This window comes from Leuconostoc palmae, from assembly GCF_019656075.1.
Lineage (GTDB): Bacteria > Bacillota > Bacilli > Lactobacillales > Lactobacillaceae > Leuconostoc > Leuconostoc palmae.
Genome location: NZ_BPKZ01000001.1, coordinates 186,682 through 210,324, shown reverse-complemented (window position 1 = coordinate 210,324; position 23,643 = coordinate 186,682). Strand labels below are relative to the sequence as shown.

25 protein-coding genes, 1 other RNA gene and 1 other annotated feature are annotated in these 23,643 nt (G+C 36.8%); of the genes, 25 read left to right on the top strand and 1 reads right to left on the bottom strand.

Translation table 11 applies throughout. The features are described from left to right. Window positions 1-123: 123 nt before the first annotated feature. The 9 genes from rpoC (at window position 124) to K5Q12_RS01030 (ending at window position 12,373) form a co-directional block, all read left to right on the top strand. Entirely contained in the window at window positions 124-3,786 is a 3,663-nt protein-coding gene (rpoC, locus tag K5Q12_RS01070; RefSeq protein ID WP_220741916.1) for a DNA-directed RNA polymerase subunit beta', read from the top strand. Between the two features lie 178 nt (window positions 3,787-3,964). After that, a complete protein-coding gene (locus K5Q12_RS01065; RefSeq protein WP_220741915.1) occupies window positions 3,965-4,372 on the top strand; it encodes a Mini-ribonuclease 3 in 408 nt (135 codons plus the stop codon). Then, window positions 4,372-5,133, top strand: a complete 762-nt coding sequence (gene rlmB, locus K5Q12_RS01060; protein ID WP_220741914.1) for a 23S rRNA (guanosine(2251)-2'-O)-methyltransferase RlmB — start codon at window positions 4,372-4,374, stop codon at window positions 5,131-5,133. Before K5Q12_RS01065 ends, rlmB begins: the two co-directional genes overlap by 1 nt. Window positions 5,134-5,179: 46 nt before the next feature. Further along, entirely contained in the window at window positions 5,180-5,740 is a 561-nt protein-coding gene (locus K5Q12_RS01055) for a sigma-70 RNA polymerase sigma factor region 4 domain-containing protein (RefSeq protein WP_220741913.1), read from the top strand. Between the two features lie 89 nt (window positions 5,741-5,829). Continuing rightward, window positions 5,830-7,155 (top strand): phosphopyruvate hydratase, encoded by a 1,326-nt coding sequence (gene eno, locus K5Q12_RS01050; RefSeq protein WP_220741912.1) that lies wholly within the window; start codon window positions 5,830-5,832, stop codon window positions 7,153-7,155. Window positions 7,156-7,472: 317 nt separating this feature from the next. Further along, entirely contained in the window at window positions 7,473-7,685 is a 213-nt protein-coding gene (locus K5Q12_RS01045; RefSeq protein WP_220741911.1) for a DNA-3-methyladenine glycosylase I, read from the top strand. A gap of 67 nt (window positions 7,686-7,752) precedes the next feature. Continuing rightward, window positions 7,753-9,246 (top strand): Ppx/GppA phosphatase family protein, encoded by a 1,494-nt coding sequence (locus tag K5Q12_RS01040; RefSeq protein WP_220741910.1) that lies wholly within the window; start codon window positions 7,753-7,755, stop codon window positions 9,244-9,246. Then, complete coding sequence (locus K5Q12_RS01035) at window positions 9,246-11,384, top strand: RNA degradosome polyphosphate kinase (protein ID WP_220741909.1); 2,139 nt, start codon at window positions 9,246-9,248, stop codon at window positions 11,382-11,384. The genes K5Q12_RS01040 and K5Q12_RS01035 overlap by 1 nt, the downstream gene beginning before the upstream one ends. Before the next feature lie 2 nt (window positions 11,385-11,386). After that, window positions 11,387-12,373 (top strand): Ppx/GppA family phosphatase, encoded by a 987-nt coding sequence (locus tag K5Q12_RS01030; protein WP_220741908.1) that lies wholly within the window; start codon window positions 11,387-11,389, stop codon window positions 12,371-12,373. Between the two features lie 138 nt (window positions 12,374-12,511). Here K5Q12_RS01030 and K5Q12_RS01025 read toward each other — a convergent pair whose 3' ends face one another. Then, window positions 12,512-13,147 (bottom strand): YigZ family protein, encoded by a 636-nt coding sequence (locus K5Q12_RS01025; RefSeq protein WP_220741907.1) that lies wholly within the window; start codon window positions 13,145-13,147, stop codon window positions 12,512-12,514. Between the two features lie 17 nt (window positions 13,148-13,164). Between K5Q12_RS01025 and K5Q12_RS01020 the strand changes: the two genes are divergently transcribed. From K5Q12_RS01020 to ffs, 16 genes are all read left to right on the top strand, one after another. Beyond that, window positions 13,165-14,442: an ATP-dependent helicase ComFA gene (locus tag K5Q12_RS01020; RefSeq protein ID WP_220741906.1), complete on the top strand. Its 1,278-nt coding sequence runs from the start codon at window positions 13,165-13,167 to the stop codon at window positions 14,440-14,442. Further along, window positions 14,439-15,110, top strand: a complete 672-nt coding sequence (locus K5Q12_RS01015) for a ComF family protein (protein ID WP_246570422.1) — start codon at window positions 14,439-14,441, stop codon at window positions 15,108-15,110. Before K5Q12_RS01020 ends, K5Q12_RS01015 begins: the two co-directional genes overlap by 4 nt. A gap of 81 nt (window positions 15,111-15,191) precedes the next feature. Beyond that, entirely contained in the window at window positions 15,192-15,740 is a 549-nt protein-coding gene (gene hpf / locus K5Q12_RS01010; RefSeq protein ID WP_220741905.1) for a ribosome hibernation-promoting factor, HPF/YfiA family, read from the top strand. A gap of 150 nt (window positions 15,741-15,890) precedes the next feature. After that, window positions 15,891-17,426 (top strand): YhgE/Pip domain-containing protein, encoded by a 1,536-nt coding sequence (locus tag K5Q12_RS01005; RefSeq protein WP_220741904.1) that lies wholly within the window; start codon window positions 15,891-15,893, stop codon window positions 17,424-17,426. Between the two features lie 75 nt (window positions 17,427-17,501). After that, window positions 17,502-18,092 (top strand): TetR/AcrR family transcriptional regulator, encoded by a 591-nt coding sequence (locus K5Q12_RS01000; RefSeq protein ID WP_220741903.1) that lies wholly within the window; start codon window positions 17,502-17,504, stop codon window positions 18,090-18,092. Window positions 18,093-18,144: 52 nt separating this feature from the next. Continuing rightward, window positions 18,145-18,294, top strand: coding sequence for a 50S ribosomal protein L33 (gene rpmG, locus K5Q12_RS00995; RefSeq protein ID WP_220741902.1), 150 nt, complete (start codon window positions 18,145-18,147; stop codon window positions 18,292-18,294). Between the two features lie 12 nt (window positions 18,295-18,306). Continuing rightward, the gene (gene secE, locus K5Q12_RS00990; RefSeq protein ID WP_220741901.1) at window positions 18,307-18,480 is read left to right on the top strand and encodes a preprotein translocase subunit SecE; all 174 of its coding nucleotides are present in this window, start codon (window positions 18,307-18,309) and stop codon (window positions 18,478-18,480) included. A 128-nt stretch (window positions 18,481-18,608) separates the two neighbouring features. After that, a complete protein-coding gene (nusG, locus tag K5Q12_RS00985; protein WP_220741900.1) occupies window positions 18,609-19,229 on the top strand; it encodes a transcription termination/antitermination protein NusG in 621 nt (206 codons plus the stop codon). Window positions 19,230-19,340: 111 nt separating this feature from the next. Then, complete coding sequence (rplK, locus tag K5Q12_RS00980) at window positions 19,341-19,805, top strand: 50S ribosomal protein L11 (protein ID WP_220741899.1); 465 nt, start codon at window positions 19,341-19,343, stop codon at window positions 19,803-19,805. Further along, window positions 19,805-20,497 carry a 50S ribosomal protein L1 gene (rplA, locus tag K5Q12_RS00975; protein ID WP_220741898.1) on the top strand — a complete coding sequence of 231 codons (693 nt, stop codon included), beginning with the start codon at window positions 19,805-19,807 and terminating at the stop codon, window positions 20,495-20,497. Before rplK ends, rplA begins: the two co-directional genes overlap by 1 nt. 46 nt (window positions 20,498-20,543) lie before the next feature. Then, window positions 20,544-20,658, top strand: a sequence feature (ribosomal protein L10 leader region). A gap of 26 nt (window positions 20,659-20,684) precedes the next feature. Further along, window positions 20,685-21,230 carry a 50S ribosomal protein L10 gene (rplJ, locus tag K5Q12_RS00970; RefSeq protein WP_220741897.1) on the top strand — a complete coding sequence of 182 codons (546 nt, stop codon included), beginning with the start codon at window positions 20,685-20,687 and terminating at the stop codon, window positions 21,228-21,230. Between the two features lie 64 nt (window positions 21,231-21,294). Further along, the gene (gene rplL, locus K5Q12_RS00965; protein ID WP_220741896.1) at window positions 21,295-21,660 is read left to right on the top strand and encodes a 50S ribosomal protein L7/L12; all 366 of its coding nucleotides are present in this window, start codon (window positions 21,295-21,297) and stop codon (window positions 21,658-21,660) included. A 124-nt stretch (window positions 21,661-21,784) separates the two neighbouring features. After that, complete coding sequence (locus tag K5Q12_RS00960) at window positions 21,785-22,426, top strand: class I SAM-dependent methyltransferase (protein ID WP_220741895.1); 642 nt, start codon at window positions 21,785-21,787, stop codon at window positions 22,424-22,426. Continuing rightward, a complete protein-coding gene (gene tadA / locus K5Q12_RS00955; RefSeq protein ID WP_220741894.1) occupies window positions 22,404-22,928 on the top strand; it encodes a tRNA adenosine(34) deaminase TadA in 525 nt (174 codons plus the stop codon). Before K5Q12_RS00960 ends, tadA begins: the two co-directional genes overlap by 23 nt. Before the next feature lie 47 nt (window positions 22,929-22,975). Then, window positions 22,976-23,494 (top strand): HD domain-containing protein, encoded by a 519-nt coding sequence (locus K5Q12_RS00950; protein ID WP_220741893.1) that lies wholly within the window; start codon window positions 22,976-22,978, stop codon window positions 23,492-23,494. 23 nt (window positions 23,495-23,517) lie between these two features. Continuing rightward, an RNA gene (ffs, locus tag K5Q12_RS00945) (signal recognition particle sRNA small type) lies at window positions 23,518-23,605 on the top strand. The last annotated feature ends 38 nt before the right edge of the window (window positions 23,606-23,643 follow it).

Here is a 23,643-nt window from a genome sequence, read left to right as displayed (position 1 = left end):
AGCACGTTTGTTATAGGGTGTTTTTAATTTTTCACTCAGAGGAAGTAAGAATAGCCTATAGCAAGCGTGCCAACATTGTTAACATGTTGGATTTAATAAATAACGAAAGGTAACAGCAAATAGATGGCAATCGATGTTAATAAGTTCGAAAGCATGCAAATCGGTTTGGCTTCTCCTGATAAGATCCGTTCGTGGTCTTATGGTGAAGTGAAGAAGCCTGAAACGATTAATTATCGAACACTTAAGCCAGAAAAAGACGGTTTGTTCGATGAACGCATCTTCGGACCTACAAAGGATTATGAATGTGCCTGTGGTAAATACAAACGAATCCGATATAAAGGAATTGTTTGTGACCGTTGTGGTGTTGAAGTAACATCATCAAAAGTTCGCCGTGAACGAATGGGTCACATCGAATTGGCTGCGCCTGTAACGCATATTTGGTACTTCAAGGGTATTCCTTCTCGTATGGGACTTGTCTTAGACATGTCACCACGGTCATTGGAAGAAATTATTTATTTTGCTTCATACACTGTTATTGAACCTGGTGATGCGCCAGTTGAGAAAAAACAGTTGTTAACAGAGCGTGAGTACCGAGAATTAAAACGTGAATATGGTGCTAGTTTTAAGGCTGGCATGGGTGCTGAAGCAATTAAAGATTTGCTCGCAAGTGTTGATTTAGCTGATGAAGCAGATCAATTGAAACGTGAATTACAGGAAGCAACGGGTCAAAAACGTGTCAGGGCGGTTCGCCGTTTAGACATTATTGAAGCTTTCTTGCAATCAGCTAACAAGCCTGAATGGATGGTTATGGATGTTATTCCAATTATTCCACCTGACTTGCGTCCCATGGTTCAATTAGAAGGCGGCCGTTTTGCTACTTCTGATTTGAATGATTTGTATCGTCGTGTTATTAATCGTAATAATCGTTTGAAGCGTTTGTTAGATTTGAATGCACCAGGTATCATCGTTCAAAATGAAAAACGTATGTTACAAGAAGCCGTTGATGCATTGATTGATAATGGTCGTCGTGGACGTCCAGTGGCTGGACCAGGAAATCGCCCATTGAAATCACTTTCACATATGTTGAAGGGTAAGCAAGGACGATTCCGTCAAAACTTGTTGGGTAAGCGTGTCGACTATTCAGGACGTTCTGTTATCGATGTTGGGCCATTCTTAAAGATGAACCAAATGGGCTTGCCACGTCCAATGGCAATTGAATTGTTCCGCCCATTCATCATGAAAGAACTGACAACACGTAAGTTGGCCGGTAATGTCAAGTCTGCTAAGCGCAAAATTGACAAGGCTGATGAAGATGTGATGGACGTATTGGAAGATGTAATCAAGGAACATCCAGTTCTTTTGAACCGCGCTCCTACGTTGCACCGTTTAGGAATTCAAGCCTTTGAACCTGTTTTGGTATCTGGGAAGGCCATGCGTTTGCACCCATTGGTTACTGAAGCCTATAACGCCGATTTCGATGGTGATCAGATGGCCATTCACGTGCCATTGTCTGATGAAGCACAAGCTGAAGCACGTTTGTTGATGCTTGCCGCTGGGCACATTTTGGCACCGAAAGATGGTAAGCCAATCGTTGCACCATCTCAGGATATGGTGATTGGAAACTATTATTTGACAACCGAAGAAGCAAAGCGTGAGGGCGAAGGGATGATTTTCTCTTCAGTAGAAGAAGCGCAAATTGCCTTTGCAAGCAAAGTTGTACATTATCATACACGTATTGGTATTCAAACATCATCTTTCCCATCAGAAAAACCATTTACTGAAAAACAAAGATCAAAAATTTTGATTACGTCTGTCGGTAAGTTAATTTTTAACGAAATATTACCTACGGATTTTCCATATATTAATGAACCTTCTGAAGACAACTTCAAAGGTGTTGATGATAAATTCTTCATTGATTTTGGAGAAAATATCAATGAACATTTGGCTGAGACAGCAGTTGTAGGTTCATTCAAAAAAGGGTTCTTATCAGACATAATTGCAGAAGTTTATAAGCGTTATAAAGTGACTGAAACATCTCTACTTTTGGACAGAATGAAGGATCTTGGTTATGCTAAGTCAACAGAATCTGGACTAACAGTTTCGATGAATGATGTGACTGAATTAACAGAGAAGCCAGCCATCTTGGAGGATGCTCACAAACAAGTTGCGACTGTTACAAAACAATTCCGTCGTGGGTTGATTACAGACGAAGAACGTTATCAACGTGTGACAGAAATTTGGACAAAGGCAAAGGATGTGATCCAAGACAAGTTGATTGAATCTTTTGAACCAACAAACCCAATCTTCATGATGCAAGATTCAGGTGCGCGTGGTAACATTTCGAACTTCGTTCAATTAGCTGGTATGCGTGGCTTGATGGCTGGTCCTGGTGGTAAGATTATCGAATTGCCGGTTACTGCCAACTTCCGTGAAGGCTTAACTGTGATGGAAATGTTTATTTCTACTCACGGAGCGCGTAAGGGGATGTCAGATACAGCGTTGAAGACCGCCAACTCAGGTTATTTGACACGTCGATTGGTTGATGTTGCGCAAGATGTTATTGTTCGCGAATGGAACAATAACTCAGACCGTGGTGTTGCTGTTAAAGCAATCATGGATGGTACATCTGTTGTTGAACCATTGTACGATCGTATCTTGGGTCGTTACGCAATGAAATCAGTCTTTAATCCAGAAACGGGTGATAAGTTAGTTTCGCGTAATGAAATGATTGATGAAGATGTTGCTAAAGCAATTGTTGCTGCTGGTATTGAAGAAGTAACTATTCGTTCGGTATTTACATCAACAACCGAGCATGGTGTTTCAGTTCTTGATTACGGTCGTAACTTAGCGACTGGAGAAGAAGTTGAAGTTGGTGAAGCTGTAGGAACTGTTGCTGCACAATCAATTGGTGAACCTGGTACACAATTGACTATGCGTAACTTCCACACAGGTGGTGTTGCCGGCGGAAACGATATTACGCAAGGTTTGCCTCGTGTTCAAGAAATTGTTGAAGCTCGTATTCCTAAGGGACGTGCAGAAATTTCTGAAGTCACAGGAACAGTGGTTTCTATTGAAGAAAATCCAGCTGAACGTACAAAAGCTGTGACAATTGAAGGTGAGACTGACACACGTACTTATACTCTACCATTAGCAGCACGTATGCGTTTTGCTGAAGGTGATGATATTAAACGAGGTGATGCAATTAATGAAGGACCTATTGATCCTAAAGAATTGCTAGCTGTTACGGATACATTAACGACAGAATCATACATGTTAACAGAAATACAAAAAGTTTATCGTTTGCAAGGTATTGAAGTGTCTGATAAACATATTGAAGTTATGATTCGTCAAATGTTACGTAAAGTACGTGTTATGGATCCTGGTGAAACTAAGCTCTTACCAGGTATGCTTATGGATATTGCTGATTTCCAGCGTGCAAATGAGCCAGCACTCTTTGATGGACTTGTACCTGCTACAGCACGACCTGTTTTGCTAGGTATTACTAAGGCTGCCTTGGAAACTAATTCATTCTTGTCTGCTGCTTCATTCCAAGAAACAACACGTGTATTGACAGATGCTGCGATACGCGGTAAGAATGATCCGTTAGTTGGACTAAAGGAAAATGTAATTATTGGTAAGATTATTCCTGCTGGTACTGGTATGGCTGAGTACCGTAAGATTAAAAGTAAAGTGGTTGGCGATGTAATTGCACAACCTGATACTGAAAATGATGTAACATCTGATATACCAAAATTGGATGATGTTGCCAGAACATTTGAAGAATAATATAAAAGCTATTTACGATGTAAGTAAATAGCTTTTTTTATTTTCCCAATTAAGACAAATAAAAAACCAATTAGGGCAAATTAATAGCGTAATGATGTTCATTCATATAAACTAAAAAAGTTCTGCAGAACATTGATAAACTAATACGCGAACTAATAAACTTGCGTATAATAGAACTATGAATAAATTAGAATATGAACAAATGAATGGGTTATCGTTGGCTTATATCGGTGATGCAATATATGAACTTGAAGTTCGTCAACACTTATTGTCATTAGGGTTAACTAAAGTAAACATGTTACAAAAACGGAGTAAAGCCTATGTTTCGGCTAAAGCACATGCTGCACTTTTTTCTAATATGACACAAGAACAATTGTTAACAGAACAAGAATTGAGTTATTTTAAAAGAGGTCGCAATGCTAAATCTCATACCAAGGCAAAGAATACAGATGTTGTCACATATAGAATATCCACAGGTATAGAATCACTTTTTGGTTATTTATATTTATCGGAGCAACATGATCGTATTCATCAATTAATGTTATGGATTTTTGAACAGGTAGAAACCGGGAGAACAGGTCAATAATGAAACGTGAACAAGTAGAAACGCATCAATCTGAATTTGTATATGGACACTATGCCGGTGTCGAATCGCTTAAAGGCACACAAGAAATCAATAAGGTTTGGTTGCAGACTGGACTACAAGATAAAATAAGAAATGAAGTGACGCAATTAGCAAAAAAACGTGGTCTAGTAATTCAACAAGCACCTAAATCAAAGTTGGATGAATTAACAGACGGTGGTAATCACCAAGGCGTTGTATTAAGTGTGGCAGCTTATAATTATGCGACGATTGATGAGTTGTTCGAAAATGCTGAAAAACATAATGAAGCACCATTTTTTTTGATTTTAGATGGTATCGAGGATCCACATAATTTAGGATCCATTTTAAGAACAGCTGATGCAGCTGGTGTTCACGGCATTATCATTCCAAAAAGAAGGGCAGTTCAGCTGACAGCTACTGTTGCTAAAATTTCAACTGGTGCAATTGAGCATATTCCTGTGGCCCGAGTTACTAACTTAGTTAATCTTGTTGGTGAACTTAAAGACCGTGGAGTATGGGTATTTGGGACTGACATGTCTGGTGAGGACTATCGGCATTGGGATGCTAAAGGTGCTACAGCATTAGTTATTGGCAATGAGGGTAAGGGAATATCACCGTTACTCAAAAAGAAAGTGGATAGCATGTTAACTATCCCAATGATCGGGCATGTTCAAAGTCTTAATGCTAGTGTGGCGGCAAGTTTATTGATTTATCAAGGATATAATTCACGCAACCCATTATAATTAATAGGTAATTGATTTTACCGATTAGTATAATGAGGATATTAATTTGGCAAAAGATAGATTAGTTTCAGTTGTACGTGCAGCACAAAAAGGACACGATGTTGCATATGATGTTTTAATTAAACATTTAAAGGGAGCGGTATTTGATATACATCGACGAAAAGTTAGTAGTAGAATGACTGCAGATGAGTGGTATTCAGACGGACTCAATGTGCTTATCAAATGTGTTAACAAATTTGATACAGACAATCCCAGGGCAAAGTTTTCAACGTACTTTATATCTGCACTGTCAAATCATGCTACTGATTTAGTAAGATCGTATTACACAGCAAAAGCAGATTTTGAAAAAAATTTACTGTCAGATAATTCTGAAGACTATGGTTATCATTTTGAACAAGGAACTGATACTTATAATCCTGAAGAATTGTATATCTTACGAGAACTGTTGCAGCAGACAGAAGTTGCAAGAACTCCTGAATTTTGTCAGGCAATAAGACATTTTTTAGGTGTTGAACACATTAAAAATATCAAATCAAGCCGTCGCTTGGAACAAATGCAGTATCGTTTAAAAAAATCCATTCGATCAGCGATAAATAGTACATACTGAAATAATTATGGTTCTATGTATATATAAGTTCTCAGTCTGTGATATAATATACATGTTATAGAACCAAAAACCAAAGGAGAAATAGACAAATGTCTTTAATCACAGATATTATCGCACGTGAAGTCCTTGACTCACGTGGAAACCCTACACTTGAAGCGGAAGTTATCACAGAATTAGGTGGTTTCGGTCGCGGTATGGTACCTTCAGGTGCCTCAACTGGTGAACACGAAGCCGTTGAATTGCGTGATGGCGACAAGTCACGCTTCGGTGGCAAGGGAACAACAAAGGCCGTTGCCAATGTTAACGATGCTATCGCTAAGGCTTTGGTTGGTAAGTTTGATGTCACTGACCAACGTGCAATCGATCAAGCAATGATCGAACTCGACGGTACAGAAAACAAGGGTAAGTTGGGTGCAAACGCCATCTTGGCTGTGTCAATCGCTGCTGCCCGTGCTGCCGCTGACGAATTAGGTGTGCCTTTGTTCTCATACTTGGGTGGGGCAAACTCATATGTTTTGCCAACACCAATGATGAATGTTATCAACGGTGGTGCACACTCAGCCAACAAGGTTGACTTCCAAGAATTCATGATTATGCCTGTTGGTGCACCAACAGTTAAGGAAGCTATTCGTTACGGTGCCGAAACTTTCCATGCTTTGAAGAAGTTGTTGGAAGCTGACGGTAAGGCCACTTCAGTTGGTGATGAAGGTGGCTTCGCCCCTGATTTTGCTGACAACGAAGAACCATTGAAGTACTTGATCCGTGCGATCGAAGCTGCTGGTTACAAGCCTGGTAAGGACATCGCAATCGCTGTCGATGTTGCTTCTTCAGAATTGTATGACGCTGCAACAAAGACTTACAAGTTGCGTTGGTCAACAGGTGAAGAATTCACGACACCTGAATTTATCAAGTACCTTGAAGACTTGGCAGACCGTTACCCAATTATCTCAATTGAAGATCCTATCGATGAAAACGAATGGGAAGATTGGGCAACAATCACTGCTGAATTGGGTAAGAAGGTCCAATTGGTTGGTGATGACTTCTTCGTTACTAACACACAATACCTACAAAAGGGTATCAACATGGGTGCCGCAAACTCAATCTTGATCAAGGTTAACCAAATTGGTACTTTGACAGAAACTTTCGAAGCTATTGAAATGGCTAAGGAAGCTGGTTACACAGCGATTGTGTCACACCGTTCAGGTGAAACAGAAGACACGACAATCTCTGACTTGGTTGTTGCGACAAACGCTGGCCAAATCAAGACAGGTTCATTGTCACGTACTGATCGTATCGCTAAGTACAACCAATTGATCCGTATCGAAGAATTGTTGGACACAACAGCACAATACAAGGGAATCCACTCATTCTACAACTTGTCAGCTGCTGCTCGCGAAGCTGTCCAAGCCAAATAATTGATATTTTTAAAAAGCACACTAGCGTGTGTTTTTTTGTGCTGAAAATTACACGTCAGTGGTAAAATAAAACACAAATCAGTTGGATTGGATAATTACGAATATGATTTATAAACGACTAATTAGTATATTATTACTGTTCAGTTTAGCGCATGTTATTTATTGGGAGACGCGTGATGATAAAACTAGAGTTAAAGATCCTTTAAGAAGGTTATTCAAATGGTTGAAAAACAATTAAAAAGATGCTTATGGGCTGAAGGGAAAGCCTCACAATTAATGAAAAATTATCATGATTGCGAGTGGGGAAGGCCGATTATATGTGGAAATTCACAAAATATGAAATTATTAACCATACAATAAATTCACCTTCTGATGTGCCAACTCAGACACGATTGTCACAGGAAATTTCAAAACAAATGAAAGCATTGGGCTTTCAGTTTGTTGGACCAGTTATTATATATTCTTATTTACAAGCCATTGGTGTAATTAATGATCATGAAATGACATGTAGTTTTAAGAACATTATCTGATAGCGATTTCTTTACAAAATGAAAAGTGCATGTGATAAACTAAATATATAAAATTTAGAGGGTGAACATGGCAAAATTCGAGGGTGTTATTTTATTAAATTCAAATACTGCATCATTGCAAATCGTCAATTTGACATCGGGTAAACCGATTGAGAATGTTAGTAAAGAGTTTACTGAAAGTGATATTAATGCACCGGTATTTTCTAGCGATATTATGAATCGTGCATTAGAACAAATTCAACGTTTTCAGCAACTGATTCGTGACTATGGTGTAACGGAAGTGAAATTATTTGGTAGTGAAACATTGTCTGAAATGAATAATGCGGTTTATTTTGCAGATCAGTTAGAAAGTGTAACAGGATTACAGATAAACTGGCTTAACGGCAATCAGGAGAGTTATTTTCGTCAATTAGCTTTTAGGCAATCGCAAAGTGGCAATGAATCGTGCATGGCAGATGAAAATGTGCTTGTTTTAGGGATGAGTTCTACTAGAATTGATTTAGGATATTTTGAACATGGTTATTTTAAATTTTCTCAACATTCTTCTGTTGGACCAGTACGTTTAGCAAAAACTATACATGAGATGTCACTTGAAGTAACCGAAGAAACAGCTTTAGCAAGTGAATTTATTAATAGTAAACTAGCAGACTTTTGGCACATGCTACCACCGTTTAATCGAATCGATAAATTAGTCTTACTTGGTGCTGAAACAGCACAAAATGTTTTTTTACAGGATAGCAAACATTGGGTAAACGTTGAAAAACAAGAAGTTCAAACTGTTATCGATAATCTATCATTTTTAAATGATCAAGCCGTTATTGAAAAATATGATGTACATCTTAATGACGTTCCTTTTGCTTTAACTGAAATGCTATTGCTTATGAATGTTATGACAGCCGTTGGAGTAAACAATGTTCAAATTGGCGATTTAACAGTACTGGATGGCTTAATTGTTCAAGGAAACCGAGATGAAAACGATATTATTACAGCTGCTAGGGGAATAGCTGAGCGATACATGGTTGAAGAAAATCATTGCGAAATTGTATTGCTTTATGCCAATCAGTTGTTTGATCGATTAAAGCGTATCCATAATCTTACCAAAAGAGATAGATTATTATTAGGCGTGGCTGCGTTAATACATGATGTCGGTAGTTTTATTAATTCTCAACGACATTACCAATATTCTGAGGAAGTCATCTCTGGAATAGATTTACACGGTTTATCTACAAGTGAACAACATATGATTGCCATGATTGCAAGGTATCATAGTGCTGAAACTCCAGATAGCGACTTACGATCAACACAAGATTTCTCACCTAAACAACGCATACGTATAGCTAAGTTAGTGTCTATTTTACGTCTAGCAGATGCTTTAGATGATAGTCGTCTACAGAAAATTGAAAAGTTGTCAGTATCTATTGGACAAAAAGAAATTGTAGTTACAGCTCAAACAGCGGCTAATCTACAATTAGAAATGTTTGTATTTGCCAAAAAAGCAAACTTTTTTGAAAACGTGTTTGGTTTACCAATTATATTAAAGAGAAAGGGAAAGAGGATCTGATGGTGGATTTCAAGTTACCGAAGTACTATGTTAATAGAGAAGTGAGTTGGTTAGCATTTAATGATCGTGTACTGGAAGAGGCTCGTGATACTCATAATCCTTTGTTAGAACGAGCAAACTTTTTATCCATTACACAAAAAAACATGGATGAATGGTTCATGGTAAGAGTTGCGAGTTTACAACAACAAGTCATGTTAGGGCATGACAAGATTGATGCGGCAGGTTTAACACCAGAAAAGCAACTAAGTGAAGTTTCAAAAATCTCAGGAAAACAAATTAAAGATCAGTATCAAGTATGGACACGTAGTTTGCTACCAGCATTAAAGCGTGAGGGATATGAATTACTTAAAGCAGAGGAATTATCAAATGGACAGTTTGAATTTTTAAAACAATTCTTTGAACAAGAATTATTGCCCGTACTGACACCTATGGCAGTTGATTCAACACGACCATTCCCTTTCTTGAGTAATGATACACTTAATATTGGTGTGCGTTTGAAAAAATCAGGTGAAAAAACAGAAAAATATTTAGCGGTTTTGCAAGTACCAGAAACATCGGGTCGTGTCATTCCATTACCAGAAACAGGTCAATATATCTTAGTAGAAGATGTTGTTCAAATGTTTTTGGATTCTCTTTTTCCAGCCTATACGATTAAAGAATCTACTGTATTTCACGTACTTCGTGATATGGAATTAGATGTTGCTGATGATGAAGATACACCTAATATCTTGCAAGAAGTACAATCTAAATTGCAAGAACGTGAACGTGGTAGAATTATTCGATTAATTTTATCTGGGTCAACTAGTAAAGCTTTGATGATTAAATTAATTAAATTATTGCATGTTGACGAGAAACGGACATATCTTGTTAACGGACCAATAGATTTAACATTTTTAAATTCTTGGTTAAAATTCATAAAAAATGATACGTTAAAATTTCCAGACTTTAAAGGCTATAATAATCCTGATTTGTTTCCTGAAAACATTTTCAATAGTATAAGAACTAACGACTACTTATTACATCATCCATACGATTCATTTCAATCAGTGTTACAGTTTATTCAGACCGCTGCAAAAGATGATCAAGTTTTGGCGATTAAAATGACGCTGTATCGTGTTTCTGGCAAGTCTCCGATAATAAAAGCTCTAGGAGATGCTGCACAACTAGGTAAACAGGTAACGGTTTTAGTTGAGATCAAAGCAAGATTTGATGAAGAAAATAATGTACACTGGGCGCGAGAATTAGAAAGACAAGGGGTGCATGTTGTATACGGTCTTCGAGGTTTAAAGACCCACGCTAAAGTGACCCTAGTAGTTAGACGTGAAGATGATGCTATACGCCGTTACGTACATTTAGGGACAGGTAATTATAATGATGTGACAGCTAACTTCTATACTGACTTAGGATTGTTGACGAGTGATCCTGAACTGGGTGCAGATGTTGCTTCTATTTTTAATATTTTGACAGGTTATTCTGATCCGGGTTACTTTCACCAACTACATATGTCGCCTGACGGTATTCGTGAGTTTATTTATGATCAAATTGATCAAGAAATTAACAATGCCAAGGCTGGGAAACCATCTGGTATAAAAATGAAGTTTAATTCTCTTTCTGACGAGCGGATGGTTAAGCATTTATATGAAGCTAGTCATGCTGGCGTACCAGTTTCACTGATTATAAGAGGCATCACTATTTTAAAAGTAGGGATTCCTGAAGTAAGTGATAGTATTGAGGTGCACTCTATAGTAGGACGATTTTTAGAACACAGTCGTGTTTATAGTTTTGAAAATGACGGGAATCCTAAAGTTTATTTATCATCTGCAGATCTAATGACTCGGAATTTAGATCGCCGGGTAGAATTACTATTTCCATTGAAATCTGATTTATTACGTGATAAAGTATTAGAAATATTCAATACAATGTGGGAAGATAACGTTAAAACACGTGTACTACAACCAAATGGTGAGTTCATTAAAAAAGATCGTCGTGGTATTCTTGCCGTGAATTCACAAGAATTATTTATAGCAGATGCAATTATGAGACAAAATCAAGTAAAAAGTCAAACTAGAATGATGGAAATGACTCAGCGATTTGAACCACTAAATAATCCATTTATTAATGATGAAAATGAGGCATAAATATGACAATAATTTCAGTAATTGATTTAGGCTCTAACTCTGTGCGCATGACAGTTAGTCGATATCATTCTGATGGTTCTTACGATGTGTTAGCACGTTTTCAGGAAATGGTTAGATTGTCTGCTGGTATGGGAAAAGATAAAGTTCTTCAACCTGAATCAATTAAACGTACATTGTCGGCACTAGAAAAATTTAAAGAAGCATTAAAAGCATACGATCAAAAGAAGCTACATGTTCATGCAGTTGCAACAGCTGCAGTACGACAGGCCAGTAATCAGAAGGCTTTTTTGTTAGATTTTAAAAAAACAATGGGTTTTGAATTGCGAATTTTGTCAGGTGAAGAAGAGGCGTACTTTGACTATGTCGGTGTAATCAATACATTTCCTATTCGTGATGCACTTATATTAGACACAGGTGGTGCCTCTTCAGAGATCATATTGGTTCGTAATAAAAAACCAATCCATGCTGTCAGTTTACCTGTGGGTGCTGTCAATATTACAGAGCGATATTTAGAACCTGATCTAATAACTGCGCGTTCGTTATTCAAGGCTATTATGGGGATGCGACAGTTATTTGGAGATATTGCTTGGCTTCGAGAAGCTATTAACTTACCTATTGTTGCACTAGGGGGTAGTAATCGTACCTTAGCTAAGATTAGTCGTAAACAAGAAAAAGTCCAAGATATGCCAATTCATGGCTATCATTTAAAAATTGATGATATATCATCAATTTTTCAAGATATCTTGTCTAAAAATCTTGATCAACGAAAGAAAGTACCAGGGTTAGCCAAAGAACGTGGAGACATCATTATAGGTGGTTTATTACCTTTAATTGAGTTATTATTGTACACTGAGAGTCGTCAAGTTATTTTTTCTCAAAGTGGTTTGCGTGAAGGATTTTTGTTTGAACAAATTACTTCACATACTGGTCATGAGGTTATTTCACCTGAACCTGCATCTATGACAGTTGATACAGAAGATATATCTTAATATAAAAATAAAAAAGTAGTAAGACTATTAGTCTTACTACTTTTTTATGATTCACCCGGGAGTCGAACCCGGATTTCAAGAACCGGAATCTTGCGTGCGATCCATTACACTAGCGAATCATAACTATTATATTATAGCTTATTTTAGTGGAATTTCAAAAAATGTTTCATCACCAATAATAAAAGTAAGTTGGTTTGAAAATCGGTCAGTCAATGTTGCACGCACGTCAGTCACTTTGTCCTTCTCAATAGGAACAATGATATGGACTGCAGTATCATAACTGATTTCTGATAGTGTATATTTATTGACAGTTAACCAATAAATCAATGAGTCAGCATACTTATAGTCAATCGTAATAGTAATTTTTTGTTGCAGTAACCGATTGACTAGCCCTGCTTGTTCAATGCCTTTTGCTGTGGTACTAGCATAGGCACGAATCAAACCACCAGCACCTAATTTAATACCGCCAAAATAACGCGTTATTACAGCTACAACATTGCGTAGTTCATTTTTCTGAATAACTTCTAACATAGGGACACCGGCTGTCCCACTTGGTTCACCGTTATCGGAATAGCGCTGAATTTCACTTTTTTCTCCTAAAACATAAGCGAAAACATTGTGGTTGGCCTTGTGATGTTGCTTAGTAATTTGATTGATAAAATTATGTGCATCACTTTCTGATTCAATGCGAGAGATATTTAAGATGAAACGCGATTTTTTGATAGTTTCTTCCCAACGATAAGTTAGTGGTGCAATTGTGATGTATTTATTCATGTAACGTATTATACATTATGGATAGATATTATGGACGGCAAATTGTAGTACCTAAGATTGATGCTATTACAGCTGGCCTTAAAATTAGGCCATGCTTTATTAATGATGTTTGTCAGCGCTGTGGTCAAATAAATCATTATATTTTACCTAATCAACAGTTTTATTGTAAAGCATGTTTTATTTTAGGACGTGTTAGCTCCTTAGATGTCATGTTATCTTTACCAGAACCAAATCATTTTAGCAATCAAGTGGAACTCACATGGAAAGGCCAATTAACTAAACAACAAAACCGAGTAAGTAATGCATTATTAAAAACGTTTTCCAAAAACGGGGAACATCTTGTGTGGGCAGTTACTGGTGCTGGCAAAACAGAGATGATGTTTCCTTTAATTTATATGGCGCTTAAACAATCCAAGCGAGTTGCCATCGTATCACCAAGAGTGGATGTTATCGTCGAATTAGCTCCTAGAATTCAGGAGGCGTTTATGAACACCGATTTAGCAGTACTATACGGTGATCAAAACGAAGCGTATCAATATACCCCACTAGTTTTAGCAACAACGCATCAAATGCTTAATTTCAGAGCAGCATTTGATTTAATGATTATTGATGAAGTTGATAGCTTTCCATATGCAGGTAATCAGATGCTCGAATATGGTGTAGAGAAAGCCAGAAAACAATTGAGTACACTTATTTATTTAACGGCAACACCTACAAAAAAATTGCGAAAAAAAAGTAACGCAGGGCTTATAGCAACTTCTTACTTACCTTTAAGGTTTCATCAGAATCTCTTACCGGAAATTGTAACAAAAACGATTAATGATTGGCGTAAAAAATTACCAACTAAATGTTTAAAACAGTTACAGACATTTTATAAAAATCAGCAACGTTTTTTGATTTTTGTCCCAAAAGTTGCTGATACTAAAACATTATGCAAAGTTATTAAATCGCATATTCCAGAAATGAAAGGTGACTTTGTGTCGGCATCAGATGATTTAAGGCAAGAAAAAGTAGAAAGTATGCGTCAAGAAAACATTCAATATTTAGTAACAACAACTATTTTAGAGAGAGGTGTCACTTTTCCAGGAATTGATGTCATTATATTTGGTGCTGAAGAGGATACATTTACTGAAAATGCATTAGTTCAAATTGCTGGTAGAGTTGGCCGAAGTAAAGAGCGGCCAACAGGGTTAGTTCAAGCTTATGTACAACATATTAATTTTAAAATTCTCGCTGCACAACGCCAAATAAAATCTATGAATAAAAAGGGGAGAATGTTAAAGAATCAATTATGATTTGTTTACTATGTCAGACAAAAAAATATGAATCAGATACTTTATTACAGGTACTTGGTTTAAAAAAAGTACTAGAACGACCAATATGTGATGATTGCAATAATCAGTTTGCCGCAATATTTACAAGTTGTAAAGGTTGTGGACGACATCAAGGAAATAATCAATTATGTACTGATTGTGTTCGCTGGCAAATAGATGGCAAACGGTTACTTCAACATCGTGCACTCTACCAGTATAATGATGCTATGAAATTATTTATGCAACGTTACAAATTTTATGGCGAATATGCAATACGGCATGTGTTTAATCGGAAGTTAAAAGACCTAGTTAAAAGTCGTGACACTGATATGGTGGTACCGATTCCAGTGAGCTACCATACACTAATGACTAGAGGATTTAATCAAACAATAGGGTTATTTGAGAATGTTAGGTTAACTGATTTATTAGTTACCATTAAGAGTAGTAAACAACGTCAATCAAAGTTTAGCCGATATGATCGATTAAACCGAGAACAATTTTTCATGATTGAAAACAAAACTGCTGTTATAGGGAAAGACATTACTTTAGTTGATGACGTTTATACAACAGGCATGACATTGTATCATGCTGCTGATATATTATATCAAGCTGGCGCTAAAAATGTGAAAAGTTGTTCATTAGCGCGTTAAATATGAAAAAATGAATTTTTTTACAGAAAACGCTTACACTTATGCTATAATAAGTGTAGTAACTCAATGGAGGAATTTATTATGTTAGATTATAATGTACGTGGCGAAAATATCGCAGTAACTGATTCACTTCGTGAATATGTCGAGAAGAGACTGACTAAATTGAACCGTTACATCGAGGAAAAGTCAAATGCTAATGTCAATTTACGCACATACAAGTCCGACAATTCAGGAAAAGCAGAAGTTACAATTGTCTTGCCTTACGTTGTTTTACGTGCTGAGGATACAAATAAAGATATGTATGCAGCGATTGATGCTGTTTCTGAAAAATTAGAACGTCAAATCCGTAAGTATAAGACTAAGATTAACCGTAAGTCTCGAGAAACTGGTTTTAAAGGTATTGATTCACAAAATGAAATTCCTGATGAGGAAAACGATGATGTAGCACTGCAGATTGTACGAACGAAGCAAGTTAACTTAAAGCCAATGTCTCCAGAAGAGGCGGCATTACAGATGGACTTGTTAGGTCATGATTTCTTTATTTTCAAGGATTCCGACACGAACACTGATTCTGTTATTTATAAGCGTCAAGATGGTAAATATGGTTTGCTAGAAACAGTTAATGCATAAGTTATGAAAACATAAAAAGCTACTAAATTTTAGTAGCTTTTTTATGTTTTCATTTTGGTGATGTAACCTATATTTTAAAAGTTTATAAAATCTAACAATTTTCAATGAATTATCGTTATGCTATTAGATAGTATAAAAAAGAGGTTTTCTATGTTAACGTGGCGTAATTTAATACAAAATAAGCATCAATTAATTAAATGGTTATGGGCAGTTGCGATCCCAGCTGTTTTAGTAATCGGTGTTTTAATCACAAACGGGCATCGTACCCAGCAAGCTAAAAACTTTTCGCTTGGTGTGATTAATTTAGATCAAGGTGCTGACTATCAAGGCAAGAAGCAACGTATTGGAAATAAGTTGCAACGTGATTTTCAAGAAAATCATGACTTTAAAGTGAAGAGTTATGCAACTGAAAAAAACTTAAAAAAAGCAGTATTACAAGGTGATATTACTGCAGCTGTTATCATCCCCAAAAATTTAACACAACAGTTAGCTGAATTTCAGCAACATGGAGAAACGGTTCGTTTGCCGTTATTTTTAGCAATGGGAAATAATGCATTTGCCGGAGAATATTTACAACGTGTGCTTAATCAAACATTGACTAGAGAAAGTAGTATGCTAAGTTTAGGCACAGATAATGGTTCTACTTTAAAAAATATAGCTGCAAAAAGTCAAGAATTATCTGAGCAGACAGATAATTTACAAAGTAGCTTACAGTCTGTTGGTAGCAGTTTGGATGCGGAAAATGCTAGCGATTTACGTGACACTGCTAGTGACACAGCGACAAAGTTAGCTAGTTACTCGGCACAACTAAATGACGCAGTTAACGCAGGAGACACCACGAAAATTCAAGCTATGGCAGTAGCTATCAACAATCTGTCTTACACATTTCAAAGTGATATTGTGAATGGCATTAGTAATATAGCTTCTAGTTTAAATCAAACAAAGGCCTTAAGTGACAATAATGGCGCAATTCAATCAAGTGTGAAGAAAATTAAAAGCCAGCAATCAGCACTATCTGATAAGTTAAACGAACTATTTGGCGATACTGATTCTGACACGAAGTCTTCACCACTGACACAAATGTTGGTCTTTGATATCACAGATTTGAAACCGATTAAACAGGATGGACAAATATTGTTGCCTATGGTAATTGTGTCGAGTGTCATTATATTTACGGTGTTAGTCGGAATTTTATTACCAGTTACAACTACAAAGCTCGATGGTTTAGCGTTAAAAGAATGGTGGCAAACTTTTAGCGTTATTGGTAGTTTTACTTTGCTAGCTAGCTTGTTGATAGTTTCAACAACACTAATGCTTCATGTCACAGTAAATAACGTGTTCTTATTGACGATTGCTATAATACTGGCCACTTTGGCTTCAATCACGTTAACTTGGTATTTGAAACAGTGGCTAGGACAAGTTGGATGGTGGTTATCAGTTTCTTTTATGATAGGACAAGCTATACTTGCTAACATTTCTGTAGTGTCAAATCAATGGTTAAGTTATTTGCAAGGTATGTTGCCACTAAGTGTATTAGGACATGTTATTCGCGCAATAGTTTTTGACAATAATGTGCAACAAGATTTCTTAATTTTAATTTTATGGTGTGTACTATTAACAATAGTATTAGTTAGTTACTATCGTATGAAGCAACGTCAATATTTAAAATCAGCATTGGAACAGTAACGAATTCTGAAAAGTTTTGGAAATTTGTTTTATAATGTAACTAAATTAGAGTGCTCAAAGGATGCAATATTAAAAATGGTAGTGAAGTCAAAGACAAGTGAAGCAACAAAGGAAAGGATCATTTTAGCTGCGACCACACAGTTTTTATCTCATGGTTATGATCAAACCACAACGCGAGAAATTTCAAAACTACTAAATATGACACAACCAGCTTTATATCACTATTTTGGTGATAAAGAAGAATTGTTTGTTGAGGTCATAAAAAGAGTTGGGCATCAAGTGTTTGGTGACATGCAGTCTATATTGGATCAATCTTATAAAAGCCCTGTTGACCAACTTGTTGCATTAACTAGAGTGATTGTGAATCGTCATCCCAGTGATGTGTTTACACTGATTCATAGTAGTTTTAAAAGTTTGTCACTAAGGAATCAACAGGAATTAGGCAAAGTGTTTGGACATGATTACATTATGCCTATTGCTAGTTTTTTTGAAAAATCTTCACTAGTGTTACGTGGGAATGTCGATTCGAGAGTAGCAAGCTCCTTTTATATTACAAGTTTGGCACCTTTATTTGGTAATTTTCATGCATTAAATGGGGGGCAAAGTATAGACGAGCATGTGTATCAGCTTGTTGATCTGATTTTAAATGGTGTTGCTGAACATTGAGTTTTAAAAACGTAAGTGTTATTCTATTATAAGGATTAAATGGAGAACAATTATGGCTAGTCAAAAAGTTTCACTCGCGTGTACAGAATGTGGTTCGCGCAATTATACGGTAACATTATCTAAAGATCGTACAGAACGTTTAGCTGTCAAAAAGTTTTGTTCTTTTTGTGGGAAACATACACCTCATCAACAAACAAAGTAAAGGTTTGAATTTATGTTTAAATATTTTAAAAACGTTGCAGCAGAAATGAAAAATGTGACCTGGTTGTCACTAGAACAAGCCTCGAAAGAAACAGTAACTGTTATTACAGTTTCAATTGTTTTTGCTGTATTTCTCGGTGGTGTTGATTGGTTGTTACAAACTGGCTTCAATACAATTATGAAATAATAGCGCAATCAGCTGAAATATAGTATAATTAAACCAACGACAAGAACTTCTGTAAGGAGTTCTTTTTTATATCTCAAAAATTAAGGAGGAATATTATCGAATTATAATTCGATAATTTCATCAATAACATGTCAGAAATTAATAACAATGATTCAGAAAATACACAGGTAACTAATGACGACATTGAGAAATCATGGTTCGTGGTTCACACTTATTCAGGTTATGAACATAAAGTTAAAGCAAATTTGGAGTCTCGTACTCAAACAATGGGTATGAGTCAACAAATCTTTCGTATTTTAGTGCCTGAACAAGAAGTTACCACCATTCAAGATGGTGAAGCAAAAACTTCTGTGGAAAATGATTTTCCCGGATATGTTTTAGTTGAGATGGCAACACCTCATGACTATAATATGACTGATGAAGCTTGGTATGTTGTGCGTAACACACCTGGCGTCACTGGTTTCTTAGGGTCTCACGGTGCTGGGTCAAAGCCTAACTCATTGCTTCCTGAAGAAGTAGATTTATTGATGAAGCGTATGGGTATGGTTACCAGAGAAGTCGTTGAACTAAATGTTGAAGTTGGGCAAATGGTTAAAATAATAGCAGGGCCATTTTCAGGTATGGAAGGCGCAGTTACGGCTGTTGACGTTGAAAAACAGACACTTGAAGCCACAGTTGAGGTATTTGGTCGTGAAACACCGACAGAGCTAGACTTTGCTGATATTGACACAGTTCTAGATGAAGCATAAAAAAACTATTGAATAAATAGATTTTTGTGTGTATAATTGAATGGTATGTCATAGACATGCGTGGGAGCAGCACTAAAGCTGCGTCTACCACAACACGAGGAGGAAAAAATCGTGGCTAAAAAAGTTACAACAGTAGTTAAACTACAAATCGCTGCTGCTAAAGCAACACCAGCTCCACCAGTTGGTCCGGCTTTGGGTCAAGCAGGTATTAACATCGCGCAATTTACAAAGGAATTTAACGCGCGTACAGCAGATCAAGCAGGTTCAATTATTCCAGTTGAAATTTCTGTCTTTGATGATCGTTCATTTGAATTTGTTACAAAGACACCACCTGCTGCTGACCAATTACGTAAGATCGTTGGTAAGGGTTCAGGTGAACCTAACACTAAGAAGGTTGGAAACGTCACTTTGGATCAAATTCGTGCAATTGCTGAAAACAAGATGGCAGACTTGAATGCTAACGATATTACAGCAGCTATGCGTATGATCGAAGGTACAGCACGTTCAATGGGTGTTACTGTTGATGGTGTTGACTTGACTGTTGAAGGAACAGCAATCAAGGAGGACGCAGAATAATGACTCAAAAACATGGTAAGAAGTATGTTGCAGCATTTGAAAAAGTAGACGCTGAAAAGAACTACAGTTTAAATGATGCTGTTGCACTAGTTAAAGAAATTGATTACGCTAATTTTGATTCATCAATTGAAATTGCTTTCAAGTTAAACGTTGACACACGTCAAGCAGATCAACAATTACGTGGAGCTGTTGTGTTGCCAAACGGTACTGGTAAAGACAAGAAAGTTATCGTATTTGCACAAGGTGATAAGGCTAAGGAAGCCGAAGCTGCTGGTGCTGATGTTGTTGGTGCAGCTGACTTAGTTGCCCAAATTCAAGGTGGATGGATGGACTTTGATACAGCCATTGCCACACCTGATATGATGGCACAAGTTGGACGTGTTGCACGTATCTTGGGACCTAAAGGTATGATGCCAAACCCTAAGACTGGAACAGTTACTATGGACGTAACTAAGGCTGTTTCAGACGCTAAAGGTGGACAAGTGACATACCGTACTGATCGTGATGGTAACGTTGCTGTACCAGTGGGACGTGTATCTTTCGAAGATGCTAAACTAGCTGAAAACATTAAGACAATTGCTGGAACAGTTTTGAAGGCACGCCCTGCAGCTGTTAAAGGAACTTATGTACAACACGTATCAATTTCTTCAACATTTGGTCCATCAGTTTCATTAGATGTAACATCGCTATAATTAAAAATTAATTGACGTTAATGACTTAAGCTGTTATACTGTTTAAGTAAATTAAATCATTTTGCCTAAGACTCAGGTGGTATTTTACCTTAATATCCTGCCGAGGAAGTTTAAATACTTTTCCCGTGTGTCTTTTGCGCACGGGATTTCTTTTGCAAAAGAAAAATTTAAGGAAGGAGAAAACACTATGAGTGAAAAAGCTATTGCAATTAAGGCGCAAAAAGTTGAAGAAATTGCTGAACAATTTAAAAACTCAGCATCATCAGTTGTTGTTGATGCGCGTGGTTTAACAGTTGCTCAATCAACTGAATTACGTCATCAATTGCGTCAAGAAGGTGTTGTTCTTGAAGTAATTAAGAACAAGATTTTGACTCGTGCAGCTGAAAAAGCAGGATATGCTGAATTGCAGGATATCTTTGCTGGTCCATCAGCAGTTGCTTTCTCAAGTGAAGATGCAATTGCCCCTTCACGTATTTTGAAGAAGTTTGCTGATGAAAATGAACACTTGGAAATTAAAGGTGGCGTTGTTGATGGTAACATTGCTAACCTTGATGATATTAACAAGTATGCATCTTTGCCATCACGCGAAGGTTTGTTTGGCCAATTATTGGCAGAATTCCAATTCCCAATCCGTTCATTTGCATATGTTGTTAAGGCATTGCAAGAAAAGTTGGAAGAAGAAGGTGGCGAAGCCGCTGCAACTAACGTTGAAGAAGCGACTTCTGCTGAATAATCAGTTTGGTTTCAAGTATTAAACTATTTTATAAACACACATAAAAAATTTGGAGGATTTAATCATGGCTTTTGATAAAGACGCGATTATCGCATCATTGAAAGATGCAACAATCTTGGATTTGGCTGACTTAGTTTCAGCAATCGAAGAAGAATTTAACGTTTCAGCAGCAGCTCCTGTAGCAGCAGCTGGTGCAGCTGACGGCGCAGCCGCAGCAAAGACAGACTTCGATGTAGAATTGACTTCAGCAGGTACTGCTAAGGTTAAGGTTATCAAGGCAGTTCGTGAAGCAACAGGTCTTGGTTTGAAGGAAGCTAAGGACTTAGTTGACAACGCACCTTCAATCGTTAAGGAAGGTCTTGACGAAGCAGCTGCTAACGACTTGAAGGCAGCCTTGGAAGAAACTGGTGCTTCAGTTACTTTGAAGTAATCTGAGTTCTAATAATTTCGAGTAATGCTTAATAGCTATTGTAATTTTTAAGCATTAGTTGTCATATTAAAAGAGGTACTCCGGTACTTCTTTTTTTGTACATAAGCTAAGGAGATATCAAGTAATGAACTCTAAAGAACAGAAGACCTCTGGAGAAATGTATTTTACTGCCAATCCTAATTCAGAACATCGATATCAAAATTTTGATTTTGAACTTTTGAATCAAGTGTTACACTTTAAAACAGATAGTGGTGTTTTTTCAAAATCAACTGTTGATTTTGGAACTAGAACAATGCTCGATGCTTTATCAAAAACAACTATCATTGATGGCAAAATCTTAGATTTAGGTTCTGGATATGGGCCTGTTGGAATAGCAATTGCCAAAGCATTTCAACGATCAGTTGATATGGTTGATGTCAATGAACGAGCGTTAGAATTAGCTAAAATTAATGCAGTACAAAATCATGTTGAACAGTTGACCCATATTTTTAAATCTGATATTTATGAAAATATTACTGATAAATATGCGTTAATTCTTACCAATCCACCGATTAGAGCAGGCAAACATGTTGTAACAGATATGCTTCAACAAGCGAAAAACTACTTACTTCCCGGTGGTAAATTAATTGCCGTATTGCAAAAAAAGCAAGGCGCTCCTTCAGCACAAAAAAATATGCATGCTGTTTTTGGTAATATAAAAGTAATTCATAAAAATAAAGGTTATTACATATTGGAGAGTGTTTATGAACCAAATACCGACATTTAGTGATGCTCAAATTGATTATTTTATGCAAGAGGCTTTGAATGAGGCTAAACAAGCAGGAGAAGAAGGCGAAGTTCCTATAGGGGCTGTTATTGTCCAAGAAAATCAAATTATTGCTCGTGCGCATAATCATCGTGAAGCCGAACAATTAGCAACGTCGCATGCAGAATTAGTGGCTATTGAAAAAGCTAACCAGTTACTTGGGTCTTGGCGATTAGAAAATGTCGCCTTGTTTGTTACTTTAGAACCATGTATTATGTGTTCGGGAGCTATTATTAATTCTCGTATCCCAATTGTCTACTATGCCGCAGATGATGTTAAAGCGGGTGCAGCAAAATCACTTTATAGATTGCTGGACGATAGCCGTTTAAATCATCGTGTCGAAGTTCATTCTCAAATACGACATGATGATAGTCGTGTTTTATTACAAAATTTTTTTGCCAATATTAGGAAAAAGCGCCGAGAAAATAAATCTTTACAAAAAAATTTAGCTAAAAATGAATAAACGTATTATAATGGTAGTAAAGCATTAATAAAGAGGCTAAAACATACATGTATAATCCCGACGCTTGGCAACACGATCAAGAGTATTTAAGTATTGTTAACGATTTATTACAACATCAAGAAGTGCAACAATTAGAGCAGTATACACAACATCACTTTTCAAATAGATTACGTCACTCGATATCTGTGTCATACCAATCTTATAAAATTGCTAAATTTGTAGGTGGGGACTCAGTAGCCACAGCACGTGCCGGATTACTTCATGATATGTTTTATTATGATTGGCGCGTTACTAAATTTAGTGAAGGATCTCATGCATACGTTCATCCTAGAATTGCATTAGCTAATGCACAAAAGATCACCCACATTAGTGATAAAGAAGCTGATATTATTGTTAAGCACATGTTTGGTGCAACAATTGGTCTACCAAAATATCGTGAAAGCTGGATTGTTTCACTAGTTGATGATTTTGCTGCTGTAAACGAATACCTAATCCCAAAAGCTTATTTAACTTATTTCAAGTGGCGCACAAGATGGGTCAAAAAAGTTTCAGAAGTATTTGCGTAAAATATAAAAATTAGATATAATAATAAGGCAGGCAAATGTCGGCTCTCGAACCGGGTCAGGACAGGAATGTAGCAGCCCTAAGGTTGTTCGGTGTTGTGCTTGTGTACATATTTGGCCGCTTAGCGGTCTTTTTTTGTAAGTTCAGTTAA

Bases quoted from the DNA above. Each gene is read 5' to 3' on its own strand.
- secE (WP_220741901.1), top strand. From the start codon at position 18,307: ATGTTTAAATATTTTAAAAACGTTGCAGCAGAAATGAAAAATGTGACC.
- rpmG (WP_220741902.1), top strand. From the start codon at position 18,145: ATGGCTAGTCAAAAAGTTTCACTCGCGTGTACAGAATGTGGTTCGCGC.
- K5Q12_RS00960 (WP_220741895.1), top strand. From the start codon at position 21,785: ATGAACTCTAAAGAACAGAAGACCTCTGGAGAAATGTATTTTACTGCC.
- K5Q12_RS01020 (WP_220741906.1), top strand. From the start codon at position 13,165: ATGGATAGATATTATGGACGGCAAATTGTAGTACCTAAGATTGATGCT.
- K5Q12_RS01045 (WP_220741911.1), top strand. From the start codon at position 7,473: ATGTGGAAATTCACAAAATATGAAATTATTAACCATACAATAAATTCA.
- rplJ (WP_220741897.1), top strand. From the start codon at position 20,685: ATGAGTGAAAAAGCTATTGCAATTAAGGCGCAAAAAGTTGAAGAAATT.
- rpoC (WP_220741916.1), top strand. From the start codon at position 124: ATGGCAATCGATGTTAATAAGTTCGAAAGCATGCAAATCGGTTTGGCT.
- tadA (WP_220741894.1), top strand. From the start codon at position 22,404: ATGAACCAAATACCGACATTTAGTGATGCTCAAATTGATTATTTTATG.
- eno (WP_220741912.1), top strand. From the start codon at position 5,830: ATGTCTTTAATCACAGATATTATCGCACGTGAAGTCCTTGACTCACGT.
- K5Q12_RS01025 (WP_220741907.1), bottom strand. From the start codon at position 13,147: ATGAATAAATACATCACAATTGCACCACTAACTTATCGTTGGGAAGAA.
- K5Q12_RS01015 (WP_246570422.1), top strand. From the start codon at position 14,439: ATGATTTGTTTACTATGTCAGACAAAAAAATATGAATCAGATACTTTA.
- K5Q12_RS01030 (WP_220741908.1), top strand. From the start codon at position 11,387: ATGACAATAATTTCAGTAATTGATTTAGGCTCTAACTCTGTGCGCATG.
- nusG (WP_220741900.1), top strand. From the start codon at position 18,609: ATGTCAGAAATTAATAACAATGATTCAGAAAATACACAGGTAACTAAT.
- K5Q12_RS01000 (WP_220741903.1), top strand. From the start codon at position 17,502: ATGGTAGTGAAGTCAAAGACAAGTGAAGCAACAAAGGAAAGGATCATT.
- rplA (WP_220741898.1), top strand. From the start codon at position 19,805: ATGACTCAAAAACATGGTAAGAAGTATGTTGCAGCATTTGAAAAAGTA.
- K5Q12_RS01005 (WP_220741904.1), top strand. From the start codon at position 15,891: ATGTTAACGTGGCGTAATTTAATACAAAATAAGCATCAATTAATTAAA.
- K5Q12_RS01065 (WP_220741915.1), top strand. From the start codon at position 3,965: ATGAATAAATTAGAATATGAACAAATGAATGGGTTATCGTTGGCTTAT.
- K5Q12_RS01035 (WP_220741909.1), top strand. From the start codon at position 9,246: ATGGTGGATTTCAAGTTACCGAAGTACTATGTTAATAGAGAAGTGAGT.
- hpf (WP_220741905.1), top strand. From the start codon at position 15,192: ATGTTAGATTATAATGTACGTGGCGAAAATATCGCAGTAACTGATTCA.
- rplL (WP_220741896.1), top strand. From the start codon at position 21,295: ATGGCTTTTGATAAAGACGCGATTATCGCATCATTGAAAGATGCAACA.
- K5Q12_RS00950 (WP_220741893.1), top strand. From the start codon at position 22,976: ATGTATAATCCCGACGCTTGGCAACACGATCAAGAGTATTTAAGTATT.
- K5Q12_RS01040 (WP_220741910.1), top strand. From the start codon at position 7,753: ATGGCAAAATTCGAGGGTGTTATTTTATTAAATTCAAATACTGCATCA.
- rlmB (WP_220741914.1), top strand. From the start codon at position 4,372: ATGAAACGTGAACAAGTAGAAACGCATCAATCTGAATTTGTATATGGA.